The organism is Flammeovirgaceae bacterium SG7u.111 (assembly GCA_034044135.1).
Classification (GTDB): domain Bacteria; phylum Bacteroidota; class Bacteroidia; order Cytophagales; family Flammeovirgaceae.
Genome location: CP139021.1, coordinates 2,730,219 through 2,750,469, shown reverse-complemented (window position 1 = coordinate 2,750,469; position 20,251 = coordinate 2,730,219). Strand labels below are relative to the sequence as shown.

The 20,251-nt window shown below is 43.8% G+C and carries 11 protein-coding genes; 10 read left to right on the top strand and 1 reads right to left on the bottom strand.

Annotation, left to right across the window (positions count from 1 at the left end; genetic code table 11):
- Window positions 1–400 precede the first annotated feature (400 nt).
- The 10 genes from R9C00_10620 (at window position 401) to R9C00_10575 (ending at window position 18,590) form a co-directional block, all read left to right on the top strand.
- Complete coding sequence (locus R9C00_10620) at window positions 401–4,117, top strand: DUF4450 domain-containing protein (protein WPO37905.1); 3,717 nt, start codon at window positions 401–403, stop codon at window positions 4,115–4,117.
- Window positions 4,118–4,193: 76 nt separating this feature from the next.
- Entirely contained in the window at window positions 4,194–5,771 is a 1,578-nt protein-coding gene (locus R9C00_10615) for a sialate O-acetylesterase (GenBank protein WPO37904.1), read from the top strand.
- A 323-nt stretch (window positions 5,772–6,094) separates the two neighbouring features.
- Window positions 6,095–7,474: a glycoside hydrolase family 88 protein gene (locus R9C00_10610; protein WPO38769.1), complete on the top strand. Its 1,380-nt coding sequence runs from the start codon at window positions 6,095–6,097 to the stop codon at window positions 7,472–7,474.
- A gap of 100 nt (window positions 7,475–7,574) precedes the next feature.
- Window positions 7,575–8,882 carry a rhamnogalacturonan acetylesterase gene (locus tag R9C00_10605; protein WPO37903.1) on the top strand — a complete coding sequence of 436 codons (1,308 nt, stop codon included), beginning with the start codon at window positions 7,575–7,577 and terminating at the stop codon, window positions 8,880–8,882.
- Between the two features lie 34 nt (window positions 8,883–8,916).
- A complete protein-coding gene (locus R9C00_10600) occupies window positions 8,917–10,392 on the top strand; it encodes a glycoside hydrolase family 28 protein (protein ID WPO37902.1) in 1,476 nt (491 codons plus the stop codon).
- Window positions 10,393–10,556: 164 nt separating this feature from the next.
- The gene (locus R9C00_10595; protein ID WPO37901.1) at window positions 10,557–11,726 is read left to right on the top strand and encodes a glycoside hydrolase family 88 protein; all 1,170 of its coding nucleotides are present in this window, start codon (window positions 10,557–10,559) and stop codon (window positions 11,724–11,726) included.
- 47 nt (window positions 11,727–11,773) lie between these two features.
- The gene (locus R9C00_10590; protein ID WPO37900.1) at window positions 11,774–13,915 is read left to right on the top strand and encodes a hypothetical protein; all 2,142 of its coding nucleotides are present in this window, start codon (window positions 11,774–11,776) and stop codon (window positions 13,913–13,915) included.
- Window positions 13,916–13,936: 21 nt separating this feature from the next.
- Complete coding sequence (locus R9C00_10585; GenBank protein WPO37899.1) at window positions 13,937–16,390, top strand: glycoside hydrolase family 2 TIM barrel-domain containing protein; 2,454 nt, start codon at window positions 13,937–13,939, stop codon at window positions 16,388–16,390.
- A gap of 322 nt (window positions 16,391–16,712) precedes the next feature.
- Window positions 16,713–17,264, top strand: coding sequence for a peptide-methionine (S)-S-oxide reductase MsrA (gene msrA, locus R9C00_10580; protein ID WPO37898.1), 552 nt, complete (start codon window positions 16,713–16,715; stop codon window positions 17,262–17,264).
- A gap of 195 nt (window positions 17,265–17,459) precedes the next feature.
- Window positions 17,460–18,590 carry a DUF2911 domain-containing protein gene (locus R9C00_10575; protein ID WPO37897.1) on the top strand — a complete coding sequence of 377 codons (1,131 nt, stop codon included), beginning with the start codon at window positions 17,460–17,462 and terminating at the stop codon, window positions 18,588–18,590.
- Window positions 18,591–18,668: 78 nt separating this feature from the next.
- Here R9C00_10575 and R9C00_10570 read toward each other — a convergent pair whose 3' ends face one another.
- Window positions 18,669–20,054: a sulfatase-like hydrolase/transferase gene (locus tag R9C00_10570; GenBank protein ID WPO37896.1), complete on the bottom strand. Its 1,386-nt coding sequence runs from the start codon at window positions 20,052–20,054 to the stop codon at window positions 18,669–18,671.
- Window positions 20,055–20,251: the final 197 nt, after the last annotated feature.

Here is a 20,251-nt window from a genome sequence, read left to right as displayed (position 1 = left end):
ACATACCCAGTTAACTATTTGTAATACAGCGTTTTTATTACAAATCACAAATAACAAACTATGAAAATGTATAATTCACACTTATTACTTGTCAAAAGCCAGAGTTCTTCCAGCTCAGCTCCTGCTCTTCACTCCTCTTTCTCCCTTGGTACAAAAGAAAAAAATGACGGATTCTTGAAAATCATTTCGGAAACTTTCTTCGGTACACGTCAATACCCTACAAAAAAATAAACGAGAGCTGACATCTTCATCCAATACCCTTGAGTGTTGGAAACTACTTTTATTGGCAAACTAAATTTTTAAGGAAACATGCTATAAAGCGTGTCCAGAATTTGCCGATAAAACATATGGTTTCTTCCTACAGAAGCAACAAAGCGATACTCACAACCCAGTAACACTAATGAAATTGAAAAAGCACTACCTCACCATTCTATTACTTTTTTTCAATGCGTGCATTCAACAAAATGTACAGTATGAAAATACAGATACACCTGAAAGAGACTGGTGGCACAATACTGAAAGAAGCATACGGTACTTACCTGATGGGGAAGACTTTGTAATCACAAATGGAAACAAAAGATTTAACCGTGCCCTGTACGGCACAAATACTGCTTACCGAGTAGAAGCAGGTGATTTGCCTGAGTTTGCCCAGTACCTTCCAGGCATGGGAGGCAACTTGAAATTTGGTTTGGTTTCTGGCGAAAACAGCAAATGGTTGATTGAAGCCGACAACATTATTGCAAGGTACAGAGCCGGAAGCATGCACTATGAAATTTCAGACTCCTTGCTGGGAGAAGGCAAATTGCATTTGAGTGTTTGGGCAATGGCTGAAGCAGAAGGGCTACTTCTCAAAATGAAGTTTGAAGAAAAAGTAAATCTAATAGATATATGCTGGGTCTACGGAGGCGTGAGCGGTAAGAAGTTCAGCCGAAATGGGGATATTGGAGCAGATCCAGAATCGAGTTTTTACCTCAAACCTGAATATTGTAACCAAAATTTTTACAAAGTAAATGGAAATACCTTTGAGGTATATTTCAACACGAACAAGAAAATAAGCGAAGAGGGTTTTCAATCGATTAAGGAAAGCAAAACTAACGCAGGCCTAGCCTCCATCCGAAAATTCGCAGGTATCTTCCCTCCTCAATCTTCCACAAATATTGCTGATGCTAAGCAACAAAATTCCCCAACCGAACTTTGGAATTCTGAAGGGGATGAGCAGCCAGTATTAGCAGGTTTATTAAAAAGTAAAGAGCTAAATGGAGAAGCATTTTTCTCACTGTACAATCCGCAGACCATTGAGTACATCGCTTACAAAACGTTGCCCAAGGAAGTTGAGCAAGCGGAGCAGGCTCGGCAAAAGCTAAGCAAACAAATTGAGATACACACGCCCGACCCTTACCTCAATACCCTAGGTGCAGCCTTGAGCGTAGCGGAAGATGGTGTGTGGGAAGACCCTACCTATTTGCATGGGGCAATTGCCTGGCGGATGCGGATTCCTGGCTGGCGAGCAGCTTATGCAGCCGACAGAATGGGCAGGCACGACAGGGCTAAAATGCAATTCAGAAGTTACCTAAAATCACAAGTCACCTCCCCTGCTGTAGGTCCTGTAGTGCCCGACACGGCTAAGCACTGGGCCAGGCAAACCGAAAAAATGGGAACTTCGATGTTCAGCAGCGGATACATTTGCCGCAACCCCAATGGCGATTTCCGCCCGCACCATTACGACATGAACTTGGTGTTCTTCGACCAGCTTTTGTGGCACATCAACTGGACAGGAGATTTGGACTTTGCCAAAGAAATATGGGAAGCGCTAGAACGACACTTGGCTTGGGAAAAAAGAAACTACGATGCAGACGGAGATGGCTTGTACGATGCCTATTGCTGCATTTGGGCAAGCGATGCCTTGCAATACAGCGGTGGCGGTGTCACGCATTCTTCAGCATATAATTATAAAGCCAACAAACTTGCAGCCACCATTGCAAAGAAAATAGGGAAAGACCCTAGCCCTTACCAACAAGAAGCTGAGCTGATTTTGGCAGCCATGCAAAAGCACCTTTGGCTACCCAAAAAGGGGCATTTTGCCGAATACAAAGATTTGCTTGGTTTGCAGAAAGTTCATCCCGCAGCAGGCTTATGGACGGTGTATCACTCCCTCGACTCGGAAGTTCCCGATCCTTTCCAAGCCTATCAAACCATGCGTTATGTAGACACCCAAATCCCGCACATTCCTGTGGAAGCACATGGCATTGAAGCAAATACTTACCACACCGTTTCTACAACCAACTGGCTGCCCTACACTTGGTCGGTAAATAATGTGGCACTTGCAGAAGTGTTGCATACCTCCTTGGCGTACTGGCAAGCGGGACAAAGCCAAGAAGCATTTATCCTTTGGAAAAGTGCCCTGATGGAAAGCATGTACCTCAGTTCCTGTGCGGGAGGTTTCGGGCAACTCCCCTACTACGACGCCATCAGAGGAGAATTGTACAGGGATTTTTCCGACCCCATTGGCATGGCGGCACGAACCGTGGTGGAAGGTTTGTTTGGGATATTGCCCAACGCTCTGTCAGATACGCTCACCATCAAACCGGGCTTTCCCAGCGATTGGGAAAATGCTTCGCTGAAAACCCCTGATATCCAATTCAACTTCCAGCGAAAAGGTTTGATAGATCATTATCAAATCACTCCTACATTCCCCAAAAACATGCAACTGAAGCTGCAACTGTGCGCAAGGCAGGCAGAAATAAAGTCGGTAAAAGTAAACGGAAAAACAGCGAATTGGCAGGTGGTAGAAACTGCTATTGGCAAGCCAGAAATTGCCATTCCCATCAGCAAACAAACAACATACAGGATTGAAATTGAATGGGGAACTGAACAAATAGAACATCTTAAATATGCTTCAAAAATAGCTCAAGGAGATTATTTGGCATTGAAAAGCACCCATGCTGAGTTGATCGAAGTTTTTGATCCACAAGGAATTTTAAAAGACATTGATACACATCAAAACCAGCTCAAAGCACAGGTAACTGGAACGCAAGGCCACCACACTGCATTCATAAAATTGAAGCAAGGCTCTATAACTTGGTGGCAGCCAATTGATATTATTATAGTGAACAAACTAGAAATAGTTGCCGCTGAACAGCAACCAAAAAACCAATTGTTATTCCAATTGAAAAACCACTCCCAAGAAACTTTAAAAGGAAAATTGACTATCAATTATGATAATAATACAGAAATACCTATTGAACTAAAAGCTGGAGAATCATCGAAAGAAATTAATGTTTCGGAAGGAATTTTTGCGGGGACAAACGCAATCCATTTCCAAGGAGAGAATAACTACGAAACCCAAGGAACAGTAATCAATTGGGAAATAAACAACAAAGCTATGACTGAGGAAGAGAGTGTAGATTTGAGGGCGTATTTCAACGAAGATATTACCCAAATTTTTGAGAACAAATACCTTTCCCCCCGACCCACCAGCACCACTTTGCAGCTCCCATGGCAAGGTGTAGGGAACTGGTGCTACACTTTGGTTCAACCGCAAATAGACGATACAGGATTAAGAAAAAAGGTGGAAAAAACCGGCATGTTCCAATTGCCATTTGGCACATCACTCTCCACACCCTCAGAACCACATTCAGCCAATATCATTTTCACTTCCCTGTGGGATAATTATCCTAATTCGGCAAGTATCCCGCTCATTGGGAACGCTTCGCATCTTTATGTGATGATGGCAGGCACCACCAATCCTATGCAAAGCAGATTCACCAACGGAGAAGTGGTGGTGCACTATTCCGATGGCTCGGAAGAACGCCTAGCCTTGAGCAACCCCGAAACTTGGTACCCGATAGAACAAGATTATTACCAAGATCGATATGCGTTTGACATCGGTCACCCGAAGCCTTACCGGGTTCTCTTGAAAACCGGAGAAACAAAAAGGAATTTCAATACATACACAAAGCTCAAAGGTTTCAGTGATTTTGGAATTGAAGGAGGTGCGGCAACTATTCTCGATTTGCCACTTAACCCTTCGAAAACTTTAAAAAAGTTGGAAATAAAAACAGTGGCTAACGACGTGATCATAGGATTAATGAGTGCAACATTGGTAAGAAAAAGATGAAAAACGAGTAGGCACTTTTGTCTTCTCAACAGCAAACAAGAACAAATTTGATAGATAATAACTAGGAATCAAGAGAATGGAAATGAATAGAACAACAAGGAAAGCCTATGCGTGGAAATATCTGATTTGGATAGTTGCAATATGTGCCGCCACCTCGCTGGAGGCAGCAGTTATCCTACCCGATATCATTTGTAACAATATGGTTTTGCAAAGAGACCAACCCGTTCCTATTTGGGGGACGGCTAACCCTGGAGAAAAAATTACCGTGAATTTTGCTGGGCAAACACTGCAAGCCACAGCAAGTGAAGACAGAAAATGGATAGTTCGCCTCAAGCCGATGCCAGTAAATGCAAGCCCCCAAACAATGGTGATTAAAGGTGATAATACGATTGAGCTTGAAGGGATTGTGATCGGGGAAGTTTGGTTGCTTACAGGCCAATCAAACATGCAATTGATTTTGGAAAAAACCAATGATGGCGAAGCGGTTATTGCCTCGGCTGACAAGCCTAATATTCGCCTTTTCAATGTAAACAGAAAAGTTGCTTTCCATCATAAAAGAGGACAGTTGGCTACTTGGGAGACATGCAATCCTGAATCAATAAGAGAGTTCAGTGCGGTGGGCTATTATTTTGGTGTAGAACTACAGGAAGCCTTGGATATCCCCATCGGACTGATCAATGCTTCCTACGGAGGTTCGCAAGTGGAGGCTTGGATGCCCGAAGAGTATTTACTGGCTTCCGACGATTTCCGCCCATGTGTGGAGCGCACGGAATTATGGGCTGCAGCAAGACCTGTGGTGCAAGCCCAATACGACAAGGATATAGCTGAGTGGAAAAAAGCAGCTGAAGAAGCTAAAGCAAATGGCACAAAAGCACCTCGCCAACCTAGAGTTCCCGATGCTTTGCGAGACTATAGAATTGCCTCTTCGATCTACAACAACATGATTGAGCCACTTATTCCATATTCCATCCGTGGAGCGTATTGGTACCAAGGCGAGTCGAACGAAGAACGGGCTGAACAATACGGATTACTGATGCCAGTGTTCGTCCAATCTTGGAGGGAGAAATGGGAGCAGGGAGATTTCCCTTTTGGCATCGTCCAGCTTCCAAACTACCGAGATATTGAAGAAGAACCCACAGATAATGCTTGGGCACACCTTCGCGAAGCCCATCGCCTTACAGTTGTAAATGGTAAAAACATGGGACTAATCGTCACTATTGACATCGGTGAAGCCCATGATATTCACCCTCATAATAAATTGGACGTGGGCAAAAGAATGGCCACATGGGCTTTAGCAAAAGTCTATGGTAAAGAGCTGCTGCCCAGTGGTCCGATGTTCAAGGAGCAAAAAGTGATGGGAGATAAAATCATTCTCCAGTTTGACGGAGTGGGAGAAAGATTAAAAACCAAAGATGGTGAAGAACTGGCAGAGTTTGCCATCGCAGGTGCAGATAAAAACTGGTACTGGGCAAAGGCAAAAATCATTAGCAAAGACAAGGTTGAGGTTTGGTCGGAGCAAGTTCCAAAACCTATTGCTGTGCGCTATGCCTTCAACAGCAACCCTAAGAATCCAAACCTGACAAATGAAAGTGGCTTACCTGCTTCACCGTTCAGGACGGATGCTTTTTATGGACCAACTGCAGGAAAACGGTAAAGACTTTTTATTGCTACTAAATACACTATAAACTAAATAACCGAGTGTTTTAATGATGCTTATTATTTTAATTTTTAGACCCTGCTGACGGTTACTAGATGCTAGTTGCGGGTTACTAGTTTCGACTAAGTAATGAGTTGATTAACTGTTTTTTTTCTTAAAAAGCGAAAGATTTTTTTTAAGAAAAAACTAACAACTAGTAACAAGAAACCGCAGCGGCGGACCGTCAGCAACAATCAATTACGGCAGCAAATCAGCAATAGGCTTTATTAAAAAAACACGAAATTTTAGTTTACAAGTTACTAAATGAAAAAAATATGAAAATGTACAAAATGGTCAAATTCAACTACCCAACAAAAAAAATCAGTTTTATATTATTGCTTTTTGCCCTCCACAGTGCATTGCTTTTTGGGCAGAAGAAAGAGCCCATTACCGATTCCAACACGCCGCTGCACATGCTGCAACCTAAGTACCCTACTCCGTATGTAGTGCCCAGTACAGAGGAAGTGGAAACGGTGATCAATCGAGTCTATCGCTACTTGGAAGCAACCACCCCTACCCGAGTGATCAATGAAAAAACAGGAAAAGAGATTACTGATTTTTCCCAACCGAATGACAATGCCATCTTGGAAAAAGGCGATTATAGACTCCTGAGTTACGAATGGGGCGTGACTTATGCAGGAATGCTAGCTGCCGGAAAAGCAACAGGAAAAAATGCATACACAGATTATGTAAATAGCAGAATTTCTTTCATTGCCTATGCGGCAGATAAGTACAGAAAACTGAAAGAGAAGTTCCCAGAAGCAAAAACGCCACTTCGCTCAGTACTAGAGCCTCATGCCCTTGACGATGCTGGGGCAATCTGTGCCGCCTTCATCAAGGTAAAAAGGACTGGCTTGGAAGTGGAGTTACAACCCGTGATCGATAATTACATAGACTACATCAGCAACAAGCAGTTCCGCTTAGAAGATGGAACATTGGCAAGGAACCGACCACTACCCAACACCCTCTGGCTGGACGATTTGTTCATGAGCGTACCAGCACTGGCTCAAATGGGAAAGCTCACTGGAGACAATAAATACTTTGACGATGCGGTGAAGCAAGTTTTGCAATTTTCAGAACGCATGTTCAATGAAGACAGGAACCTGTACATGCACGGTTGGGTGCAAGAAATGGAGGTTCATCCCCAGTTCCATTGGGCGAGGGCAAACGGCTGGGCAGCAATGACCAAAGTAGAGTTGCTTGATGTGTTGCCAGAAAACCATCCAGAAAGAGAAAAAGTGCTAAAACAACTCAAAAAGCATATTTATGGTTTGGCTTCTTACCAAGACGGCACTGGCTTTTGGCACCAGCTTTTAGATCGAAACGATTCATATTTAGAAACTTCAGCAACAGCGATTTATACCTACGCCATCGCCAAGGCGATCAACAATGGTTGGATAGATAAAAAAGCGTATGGGCCAATGGTATTGCTGGCTTGGAATGCAGTAGCCACGAAAGTGAATGAAAAAGGGCAAGTAGAAGGAACTTGTGTAGGCACTGGAATGGGCTTCGACCCAGCTTTTTATTACCACAGACCTATCAATACATATGCGGCACAGGGGTATGGACCAGTACTTTTAGCAGGAGCTGAAGTGATTAACCTTTTGAAAGATGCCGAGGTAAATCAAAACGACAGTGCACTAATTTTTAGCGAAAAATAATTTTACAGACTATTGATTTAACCCAGTTATTCAGATGAACTTTACGAACTTTTTTTTAACCTTTTTATTCGCATCATTTTTAATTTCCTGTAGCCAGAAAATGGGGAAAGTTGAAAAAACTAACCCCGCTTCAGTTTCTGGCTCAGATTTAATCTCATACAAATTTGACTTTGGTAATAGAGGAGCGACAGAAGGCTTCCAAGAGGTAAGCACATCCAGTTTTTACAACCCTGAAGTTGGATTTGGGCTGGTTTCGAAAGACGCAGTGCAAGCAGGGTCGAACGCTCAAAGCAAAGGCGTTAAAAGCGATTTCCTTACCAGCGAATCGCCCTTCTATTTTGCTTTGGATTTGCCTGAAGGTAATTACAAAGTCAGCATCACTTTTGGCAATGAGCAAGAGAGCACTACTGCCACGGTGAAAGCAGAATCGAGACGGTTAATGTTGCATGAACTGAGTTTGCTACCTGGTGAATTCCTCACAGAAACGATTGTTGTAAACCGCCGCTCTCCAAAAATCAATAAAACTGACAGCATCCGCTTGAAGCCTAGGGAGTATCCATACTTGAATTGGGATAATAAGCTGACCCTAGAATTTGGAGATGAAAATCCCAGTATCTGCGCCATAGAAATCACCGAAGTCATTGACATTCCTACCATATTTTTGGCGGGCAATTCTACCATGGTAGACCAAGAAAATGAACCTTGGGCTTCTTGGGGGCAAATGGTTCCAACCTTTTTCAAAAATGATATTGTAGTAGCCAATTTTGCCGAATCGGGGGAATCACTCAGGTCTTTTGTAGGAGAAAAACGCTTACAAAAAGTGATGAGTAAAATGAAGGAAGGCGATTACTTATTTATCGAATTTGCCCACAACGATCAAAAAGCGAAAGGACCACACGAAGAAGTGATCGCAAGGTATAAAGAATCGCTTAAGATGTTTATTCAAGAAGCAAGGGAAAAGGGAGCTACTCCCGTGTTGGTTACATCTATGCACAGGAGGAATTTTGATGAGCATGGAAAAATTAAAAACACACTCGAAGATTTTCCCGAGACTATGCGCCAAACAGCTGCTGAAGAACACATTGCTTTGATCGATTTGAACGAAATGAGCAAGCTTTTTTACGAAGCCATGGGACCTGAAGACTCAAAAAAAGCTTTTGTCCATTACCCCGCCGGAACATTTGAAGGACAGGCTAAAGATTTGGCAGACAATACTCATTTCAACACCTATGGAGCGCATCAACTTGCGAAGTGCATAGTTGAAGGCATTAAAGCGAATGTACCCGAACTAGCTATGCATTTGAAAGAAGGAATCCCAACTTATAACCCCGCTGAACCCGATTCTTTTGAAAGCTTCAATTGGCCTTTGAGCCCAACTTTTGAAATTGAAAAGCCAGATGGAAATTAAGTAACTAGGCATAAGACTAAACGAACCCATGTTAATGATGAAACTTTACAAAATGATAAGAAAAACCTATTTTCTGAGCTTAATGCTAACAGTAATTTTGCTTTGCGGAATGGAATGTTCCCCCGAAAAAGCCAAACATGAAGTTGAAACCAAGAGCGTAACGCTCGATTGGGTGAGCAAAGTGGGAACTAGGGAAAAACCTGCAACAGGCAACCCAATTATGGTCAATGGTTTTGGTGCGGTGAACGATGGAAAAACACTCAATACCAAAGCGATCCAAGCGGCTATTGATGCTTGTTCCGCCCAAGGAGGAGGAGTGGTGAGTTTTGAAGATGGTGTGTATTTGACAGGTTCGCTTTTCGTGAAAAAAGGCGTGAATTTGCAGATTGGGAAAGGGGTGGAAATCCGGGGAAGCCAAAACATAGTCGATTATCCAGAAATCGACACGAGAGTAGCAGGCATCGAAATGAAATGGCCGGCAGCGCTTATCAATGTGATCGATCAAAAAAAAGTGGCGGTGACGGGACAGGGAACAGTTCATGCGCAAGGGAAACCTTTTTGGGACTTGTATTGGAAAATGCGGAAGGAGGAATACGAACCTCAAGGACTTCGCTGGATAGTAGATTACGATGCCAAAAGACCCCGAACAGTTTTGGTTTCAGGTTCTTCAGATGTAACCATTTCAGGGATTACGCTCATGCAAGCAGGCTTTTGGACGGTGCATGTGCTGTATTCGGAATATGTAACGGTTGATAGGCTAATTATCCGAAATAATGTAGACGGCCATGGGCCAAGCACTGATGGGATCGACATCGACTCCTCTTCTTTTGTGCTCATCGAAAACTGTGATATCGACTGCAACGATGATAATTTTTGCCTAAAAGCTGGTCGGGATGCGGATGGCTTACGGGTGAACCGACCTGCTGAATACATCGTAATCCGCAATTGTATTTCTAGAAAAGGCGGTGGGCTTATCACTTTTGGAAGTGAAACCTCAGGAAGCATCCGCCACGTACTAGCCCAAAACTTGAAAGCCAATGGAACTGGAATTGGGATTCGGTTTAAGTCAGCCACAACCCGTGGGGGAACAGTGGAAAATATTTACATGAAAGACATTGAAATGAACGGGGTGGGAACGCCAATCCATGTTTCTATGAACTGGAATCCAGCCTACAGTTATTCGACACTACCCGAAGGCTTCAACTACGACAGCATCCCAGTACACTGGAAAGTAATGCTCGAAAAAGTAGAGCCAGCTGGCAAAGGGATTCCCAAATTCCAGAATATTTACATGGAAAACATAAATGTGACCAATGCGGAAACTGCCTTGTCTGCCTCTGGCTTGGAAAATTCTACCATCGATGGATTTCAATTTAAAAACATAGCCATTGAGGCACAAAAAGCTGGAAAAGTTGACTTTGCAAAAAACTGGACATTCGAAAACGTGAAGTTGATGGCAAAAGACAGCAGTACCTTAAAAGTGACCAATTCTTTTGAAATGAGCTTATAAAGTGATGACCAACAACAGGAGGTCTTTCCCTTTTCAGTAAAGATTGGCTGAAAGCCCTTTCATCAAATTGAATACCGACAAAAATTAATAACGCAACTAACTAGTGCCAGCTTGAGGCACAACATGATAGATAATTATAATCATTCACCCAATTAATAGAGAAAATGAATTACTCAAAAAAGATCACCCTATTTAGCGCCTTTATAGGCATCCTTCTTTCAGGAGCATGTTCCACCCCAAAAGAAGAAGTTATTTCCCAAGCTACTATCCTTGAAAACATGGTGCTTACCAATAAGTATTTCATGAAAAAATGGCAAGATGTGGGTAAACGTATTGTCACCAATAGATCAAGAGCTAGCAATATTTGGACAAGGGCTGTCTACTATGAAGGGCTCATGGAATTGCACAAAATCAAAGAAGATCCAACCTTTTACAAGTATGCCGTAGACTGGGGAGAGTTCCACCAATGGGACTTGAGGGACGGAGAAACCTACACCAGAAATGCGGACAACCAGTGCGCTGGGCAGACATACATCGACTTGTTCTTATTGGAAAAAGATTCGATACGTATTGAAAAAATAACAGCTTCGATTGATAGCATGATGGTCACCGACAAGATAGACGATTGGGACTGGATAGATGCCATCCAAATGGCAATGCCTGTATTTGCCCGCCTCGGAGTTCTCTATGAAGATACCGCTTACTTCGAGCGCATGTACGAGATGTATGCCTTCACCAAAAACAACATCGGGGAAAATGGTTTGTACAACCCCGAACACGGGCTTTGGTGGCGAGATGCCGACTTTGACCCTCCTTACACTACTGCCAATGGAAAAGACTGTTACTGGTCGAGAGGAAATGGTTGGGTAGTAGCCGCCCTGGTTAGAGTGTTGGAACAAATCCCTTCCAATGACCCACATAAAGCTGAATACGAAGCTGACTTGAAAGCAATGTTAGCAGCATTAGTCCCCCTTCAAAGAGAGGACGGATTTTGGAACGTGAGTTTGCATGATTCGGAAGAGTTTGGTGGAAAGGAAACAACGGGAACGGCCTTGTTCATTTATGGCATGGCTTGGGGTATCAACAACGGCTTGATTGGCGAAGCAGAATTCAGACCTGTGATTACCAAAGCGTGGAATGCTATTACAAGTGAAGCCATTCACCCAAATGGATTCTTGGGATATGTACAGGGAACAGGAAAAGAGCCTAAAGATGGACAACCTGTAACCTACGACAGTATGCCCGATTTTGAAGACTATGGCTTGGGCTGTTTCCTTTTGGCAGGCAGTGAAATGTACAAGCTCATTGGAAACGATACAGAGCCTGTGGAATAATTCATGATTAGCCAGTGCTAATTCACACATTTAACCAAATCACTATCATGAATTATTTAAAAAATGCATTCAAGTTCCTAATTATAGGCATGTTTATAACCAATGGCATAAAAGCCCAAACCCCCATTGATAGAAAAGCAGTGGTGAGCCGTCATAACGTGGTGCTCAACGAGGTGGACACCCTCAACTCGCTTACGCTTGGGAATGGCAGCTTCGCCATGACGATGGACGCCACTGGCTTACAAACTTTCCCCATAGAGTATTCCAAAGGCATGTCTTTGGGTACGCTTTCCGAATGGGGCTGGCACAGCTTCCCTACGGAAGAGACTTACAAAATAGAAGAAACCTTAGTTCCACTAAAGTCACATGGAAGGGAAGTGCCCTATGCTAGGCAATGGAAGGAAAAAGACAAGCGGCAATGGGAAGCGGGCAATTACCTCCGCCAGAACCCGCACCGTATCCATTTGGCAACTGTTGGTTGGTACATACTAAAAAAAGATGGAAGTAAAATTACCATTTCCGATGTGAAAAAGATTGAGCAAAAGCTTGACCTTTGGAAAGGAGAATTGACCAGTACTTTTGAAGTAGAAGGCGAGCCAGTGGAGGTGATCACCTTGGTGGGACAAACGCATGACATGTTGGGAGTGAAAGTAAAAAGTCCACTTTTGGCGAAAGGTCGCTTGGGCATCAGCATCAACTTTCCCTACCCAACCGATGCCTTTGCAGACGAAGCAGTAAACTTTGACTCCGAAGAACCTAAGCGGTTGAAACTACTACATAACAATAAGAAAACATTAAGTATCCAAAGAGACCTAGATACGACAACCTACGTCACGCATGTGGCTTCTTCCTTGCAGCTTGCTTCGGCTAAAGCCACAGAAAAAGGGTTTATAGTTTTACCAAAAACGAAACAGAGCGAATGGGAATTTACCTGTGAATTTGTCCCAAACACCAGGCCGCAATTCAGCAGTGATTTTGAAAAGTTGCAGAAGGAAATCCATGCAGCCTATCAGCAGTTTTGGCAAAGTGGCGGGATGATTGACCTAGGGGAAACCGAAGACAAAAGGGCTGCGGAACTAGAGCGGATGATGGTTCTTTCTTTGTACCTCACCAAGGTGAACTGCGGAGGAAGTTCGCCGCCTCAGGAAACTGGCTTGACCTATAATTCTTGGTATGGAAAACCACACATGGAAATGATCTGGTGGCACGGAACGCATTTCGCATTGTGGAACCGACCAGAGATTTTGGAGAAGCAGCTTTCTTGGTATTTCAGAAGTGTGGATGTAGCGAGGAAAATTTCCAAAAGGCAAGGATTTAAAGGGGTAAGATGGCAAAAAATGACGGACAACGAAGGTGGAGAAACCGTTTCTTCCGTAGGTTCGTACCTCCTGTGGCAACAGCCGCATATCATCTATTTTGCAGAGCTGCTGTACAGCGTAAAAAAGGATTCGAAAGTATTGGACAAATACACAGAACTCATAGAAGAGACAGCCGAGTTCATGGCGGACTTTGCCTACAAGGACCCTGATAAAAAGCGGTACATTTTGGGCCCTGGCGTCATTCCCGCACAAGAGCGATTTGATGCCCAAACCACCTTCAATCCTACGTATGAATTAGCTTACTGGCGCTGGGGATTGGAAACTGCCCAAATGTGGAGGGAACGGAAAGGCTTGGAAAGGAACAAAACTTGGGATAAAGTATTGGATAACCTTTCCCCTTTGCCCATGAAAGACGGCTTGTACCTCGCCACCGAAAGTTCACCAGATTCCTACACCACCCAACGATACATGACAGACCACCCGAGCGTGTTGGGTACGTTTGGCATGTTGCCAGCCACCAAAGGGCTCGACAAAAAGGTGATGGAAAATACCTTTGACAAAATTTGGAAAGATTGGCAATGGGAAGACACTTGGGGCTGGGATTTCCCCATGACCGCCATGACTGCTACCCGCTTGGGCAAACCTGAAAAGGCTGTGGAAGCACTCCTCATGCCCATCACCACAAATACCTATTTGAAGAATGGGCACAATTACCAAACCGACAGGCTGCGCTTGTACTTGCCTGGCAACGGTGGTGTGCTCATCGCTTTGGCAATGATGGCAGCAGGCACGCAGGACAATCCCCAACCGAATTTGGGCTTCCCAAAAGATTGGAAAGTAAAAGTTGAAAATATTTCACAAATGCCCTAACTAACTTTAATACTAAAAAATATGAAACCAATACTTAATTATACATTATTACTTACCCTACTTTTCTCCTCCTTTGGGGCAACTGCACAAAGGCAAACCAAGCTCATCAACTTTGACTGGAAATATGCGAGAGGCGAATTTTCAGCAGCAGAAACATCAGACTTCGATGATACCAGTTGGCAAACGGTTCACCTTCCACACGACGCCAGCATTGCTGGTCCTTTCATGGAAGACAGCCTCAATTCGGATAGAAAAAATGGCTTTTTACCTCGTCAAAAAGGTTGGTACCGAAAATCGCTTGCGCTAGGTAATGAGATCAAGGGAAAGAAGGTATTCCTCGAATTTGAAGGGATTTACCGAGATGCTAAGATATTTGTAAACGGAAAAGAACTTGCCCATCAGCTCAATGGCTTTGAAGCTTTTTTGGTAGACATCACCAAAGCAGCAAAGGAAGGAGAGAACTTGATCGCTGTGAGCTACGACAACACCGATATGGAAAGCTCTCGCTGGTACAACGGCGAAGGAATTTACCGAGATGTAAATCTCCTGATCACCTCGCCCGTTCGTGTTGGCTACCATGGAACGTTTGTTTCCACCCCTGTGGTGAAAAAGGAAATGGCTTCGGCACTCATCCAAACGGAATTTATCAATGGAGAAGCAGAGGGAGTTGAAGTAACCTTGACTTCAGAAGTACTCGACCCAAAAGGAAAATCAAAAGGGAAAGTTTTTGATATCATTCCAGTAGCCGTTGGAGAGGTTTATACAGCCAAGCAAACTCTGGAAATTTCAAACCCTGAGCTGTGGGACTTGGAAAACCCAGCACTATATAAAGTAATGACCACGGTAGCGATAGATGGCAAGGAAGTAGACACCTACGAAACTACTTTCGGGATTAGAACGGTTGAGTTTGACCGAAACAAAGGTTTCTTGCTCAACGGTGAAAAGGTCTTTGTAAAAGGGGTAAACATCCACCATGATTTGGGACCCTTGGGCGCTGCCGCTTTTGAGCGCGGTTTCGAACGACGCTTGGAAGGTTTAAAAAAACTAGGCTGTAACGGCATTCGTTTGAGCCATAACCCCCACGATACGTTTATCCTCGATTGGTGCGACCGAAACGGAATGCTAGTCTTCGACGAAGCCTTTGACAAATGGGGCGATCAATTTTTTGGCCAAGGAAACAGCTTTGATGACCACTGGGCAAGTAGCTTGGAAGCATTCATCAAACGAGATAGAAACCATCCTTCGGTCTTCATTTGGAGCGTGGCGAATGAAACAAGGCAGCAGCGAAGCCCAAAGGCAGGTTTTGGCGTGCCGATGCTCAAGGAAATGGTCAGCTTCGTACATAACCTAGACCCTTACAGAAAAGTAACTTGCGCCTTACATCCTTCTAGAAAAAGCGGGGCATACAGAACGGAAAACTATTACCGAGAAGGTCCACCCGAAATGGAGTTTTACATGGATGTGGTAAGCACCAACTACCGGGAAGAATTCTGGCCAGTGGACAAAGCTAATTACCCTCAACTGACCTTCATCCTCAGCGAGGCGCAGGCTGGCAACTTGGGTGGCGAGTGGTTCAACATCAACCACCATACTTCCGTAGGGATATTTTACTGGGGCGGAACGGACTACATTGGGGAGTCCTTCGGCTGGCCGGCAAAAGGCTGGGCAAATGGCATCATCGACTGGAACGACCACTGGAAATCATTTAGCTATTACATCCAAAGCCTGTTCAGCGAAGAACCCATGGTGCACATCACTGCTTACGACGAAGGCAGTGCCACTTCAAAGCTCTGGAACGAAGTAAAGCTGCGCTACCAGCCCATGTATTCCCACTGGAACTGGCAGGGCAAAGACTCTGTAAAACTCCTGACTTTCAGCAACTGCGAAGAAGTGGAGCTTTTTGTAAATGGAAAATCAGTTGGAGTTAAGCAAATTCCCAAGCAGTATTACACTAAGGATATCACCGCACATTCGGCGGAAGAATATGATCCGGAAAACCCTCCGCTGTTGGGACCAAAGATGCATGACAAGTTAGAATGGACAATTCCCTACACCGCAGGCACGATCAAAGCTGAAGCAAAAGTAGGCGGCAAAGTAGTGGGCTCCCACGAGCTAAAAACCGCTGGCAAACCACACCATATTCTCTTGGAAGCTGACCGAGAAAAGATCAAGGCAAACGGTTTGGATCTGTCATACATCACTGTGAAAGTGGTGGATAAAAATGGCCTGATCATCCCCAACGCTTCCAACAACATCAGTTTCAAAGTGACTGGTAAGGGGACAAATGCAGGGGTCGGCAATGCTGATATCGCCAGCAGCGAACCCTTTGTGAGCGATGAAAGAAAGGTATTCCAAGGAAAAGCCTTACTCGTAGTCCGTTCTCAACGTACAGCGGGAACCATAACTATCACAGCCACAACCAAAGGATTGAAAAGCGCTATGTTGAAAATTACTTCTGAAGAGATAGGTGAGTAAAAGCCTTATCGAATCGAACGTTAGTATGAAGCTTATTTCCCAAGCCTTAAACAATCATCGTTTTCAGAAGAGTATCGCCGTTAGTAGTATTGAAGAGCAGGGTATTAATTGACTCAAACGAACAATTTTCCTCTTTTGGCTGTTTTCTTAGTCCCTTTTGTAAATCGGGTAGTTATTCTTTTCGATTTCTATTGTGTAACAAACCATTCTCAAATGAGAAACAAGTTCCTTTTGCCATTGACTTTTGCCGCTTTACTTGCGGGATTTTTGGCATTAGCCTCTTTTCATTCGAATGATAATCAATACATAACCTCACAAAATTATGATACAAGATAAGTTGGAATACGCAACCCTTGGCGGCGGTTGCTTTTGGTGCTTAGAAGCGGTATATGAAAAAACCGACGGAGTAGTATCTGTGATATCGGGGTACACCGGTGGAAAACTCAAAAACCCTACCTACAATGAAATATGTACGGGTAAAACTGGGCATGCCGAAGTGGTGCAAGTCGCATTTGACCCCAAAGTAATCTCCTACGAGGAGGTGTTGGATATATTCTGGAAAATCCATGATCCAACTACGCTCAACAAACAAGGTAACGACGTAGGTACGCAATACCGTTCAGCAATTTTCTACCATAACCAAGGGCAGAAAGTTGCTGCGGAAAAAGCTGTAAAAGAGGTTGGGGAATCAGGACTTTGGAGTGACCCAATAGTTACCCAGGTCACCGCATTAGATGTATTTTACAAGGCGGAGGACTACCACCAAGAGTATTACCAAAACAACCCAAACCAGCCGTATTGCATTTATGTAGTGAAGCCTAAAGTAGAGAAATTCGAAAAGCTTTTTAAAGAAAAAGTGAAAGCGGAATTTTAACAGGTAATTTAGCTATCAAACCTATAGAAAAGGCTTGGCGCAAAATGCCAAGCCTTTTTCAATTACGCCTCCTGCAAATAGTTTCCAACCGTTCAAACCGAAAATATGCCTAGACCCAAGTCCCCCTTTTTTTCTTCTACAAAAACCTTAGTTTGCGTCCGAAATAGATTCCAATATTTAACTGAACAGAACTACATGAGAAAGATTAGACTAATTTCAATTGCACTATTGCTATTTAGCGTACAGCTTGCCCATTCGCAAGCGTTGACCCTACCGCCCAGCGGCGACAACCAAAAGGCGAGCGTGAGCCAGTGGATCGGGCTGGTAAAAGCGACTATAGACTACAGCAGCCCAGATGTTTCCACACCTAGCGGAAAATCTAGAAAAGGAGAGATTTGGGGAAAACTAGTCCCTTACGGCTTTACTGACTTGGGCTTTGGCTATGGCAATCCTTCGCCTTGGAGGGCAGGTGCAAACATGAACACGATCTTCACTGTAAGCCACGATGTATTGATAGAAGGCAAAAAGCTTCCAGCAGGAACATACGGTCTGCACATAGCTGTAGGCGAAGATGAGTGCACTGTTGTTTTTTCCAACAATTCCAGCTCTTGGGGAAGTTACTTCTACAAAGAGGAGGAAGATGCCCTGAGAGTGACTGTGAAACCTGCTAAATCTGAGTATACCGAATGGTTGACTTATGAATTTATTGAACGTAATCCAGACAATTCCGTTTGCGCCCTCAAATGGGAAGAGCTGATGATCCCTTTTAAGATCGAAGTACCTAACATCAATGAACTGTACCTTACCGAAATCCGCAAAGAACTGCGCTCGGGAACAGGCTTCACATGGATAAACTGGATGCAAGCAGCTGGTTTTTGCCTTCAAAATAATATCAACTTAGAGGAGGCGCTTACTTGGGCAGATGCCGCAATCGGTGCCCCTTTCGTAGGTAATAAAAACTTCCAGACCTTGCAAATGAAGTCGAGGATATTGGCGAAACTTGGCAAAGCGGAAGAAGCTAAAACAGTTTTGCTAGAGGCAGCAAACCTTGCAACCGACCCAACTCAAATCCATGGGCTGGGTAGGCAACTGATGGCGGCTGGCAAAAAAGCGGAGGCAATGGCAATGTTCCAACTAAATGCCAAAAAGTTTGAAGGACAATGGCCTACCAATGTTGGCTTGGCGAGAGGCTACTCTGCTGAAGGCAACTACAAAAAAGCATTGAAATATGCGAAGCTCGCTTACGAAAAAGCACCCGATGAGCTTAACAAAAAAGCCCTGGAAGCAGGCATTGAAAAATTGAAGAAAGGTGAAGACATGAACTAGGTTCACCGATTGGATTAGAAATGGAAAGCCCCTACACACGTAGGGGCTTTTTATATTGAAAAAGGCTAATAAAGCTTATTACCACCTAGCTTTTCCATTGATATAAGCCTTATCGTAGCGCTTTACATCCTCTTCAAACCATTTTACTTCTGATCTCCAACGGGGATAGGGCAAGCTTTTTTCCCACTCAAAAAGCTTTTTGTACAAACGAGCAACTAACTCGGGTTTATCGATAGCCATATCTATCAGCTCTTGTTCATCCCGAGCCAAATTGAACAACATAGCCGGGCGGTCGGGCATCCTGATCAGCTTCCAGTCACCTTCACGCACCGCAGCGCAATTGTTATACCTCCAGTAGAAGGTTTGATGCGGACGAGAAAGGTTCCCACCTCTGAGATAAGAAAGGATATTCACCCCGTCATAGACTCGGTCTTTGGGTAATTTCCCTTTCGCTACAGCCAAAGAAGTAGGTAAAATATCGAGTGCAGTTATAGGATGCTGATATTCTTTTGCTTTGAGTTTTGACGGCCAATGAACGATAAACGGAACCCGAACTCCCCCTTCCATCACAGTACCTTTCTGACCGTTGAGCTTGCCATTGCTAGCCCCATTGCTAATTGTCGCTCCTCCGTTATCGTTGAGGAAAAAGATTAAGGTATTTTCTGTAAGCTGTAAAGAATCGAGGGTATTCATAAACCTTCCTACTTCTCTATCGAGAGAGTGGGTCATCGCAGCCAACTTTCTCCTTTTCGTCCATTCTATGCTATCATACAGCTTTTCGTCTTCAGGAAGCGCATCCATGGGGGCATGCACTGCATTGTACGAGAGGTATAGGAAAAATGGTTTTTCTTTATTCCGTTTCACAAAGTCGATGGCTTCGGTAGTGAATACTTCGGTAAGGTAAGGTTGCTCTCCAGCTTTTTCAAAACCTCGGTAAATTGGCTCCATAAATTCCGCCTTTTCAGTAGGAAAATAAGACCTTGAGCCATGTAAAAAGCCAAAAAACTCATCGAAACCCCTGTTCATGGGGTGGAACTTTTTCTTCATCCCCAAATGCCATTTCCCAACTATCCCTGTATAATATCCCTCTTTTTTTAGCAGATCGGCAATGGTCAATTCGTTCACATCCATGCCCAAAAGTTCTGGGTCGTCTCCCTTATTTGCTCGCCTTGGCAAATTGAACTCGTGCCCAAATCGGTTTTGGTAGCGCCCTGTCATAAGCCCTGCTCGCGACGGACTGCAACAAGTTCCGCTTACATACGCTTGCGTGCAGCGCACTCCATTTTTTGCAAGTTTATCAATGTTAGGAGTTTTAAACTCCGTGGAACCATAGCAGCCAAAATCTTCATAGCCGGCATCATCGGTCAAGATAATGATAATATTGGGCTTAGAAGTTTGTTGGGAGAAAGAAAGGGAAGTATTGAATACTAAAAGTAGAAATGGGAAAAGTAGTTTTTTAAACATGATAATGTATAAGTTCGGTTAAATAAATTACTAGTTGAGTCGAGCTAGTGAAGCACTTTGATATAAGAGCATGTTCAAACTTAGGAAATGGGAAGCTTGAACATGTCTTTATGCATTGAACTTATTGGTTGGTAAACGAATTTTGAAGCAAGATTAAGCTTGTATTTTATTTAGATCTTAGAACTGATTTCGGCTAG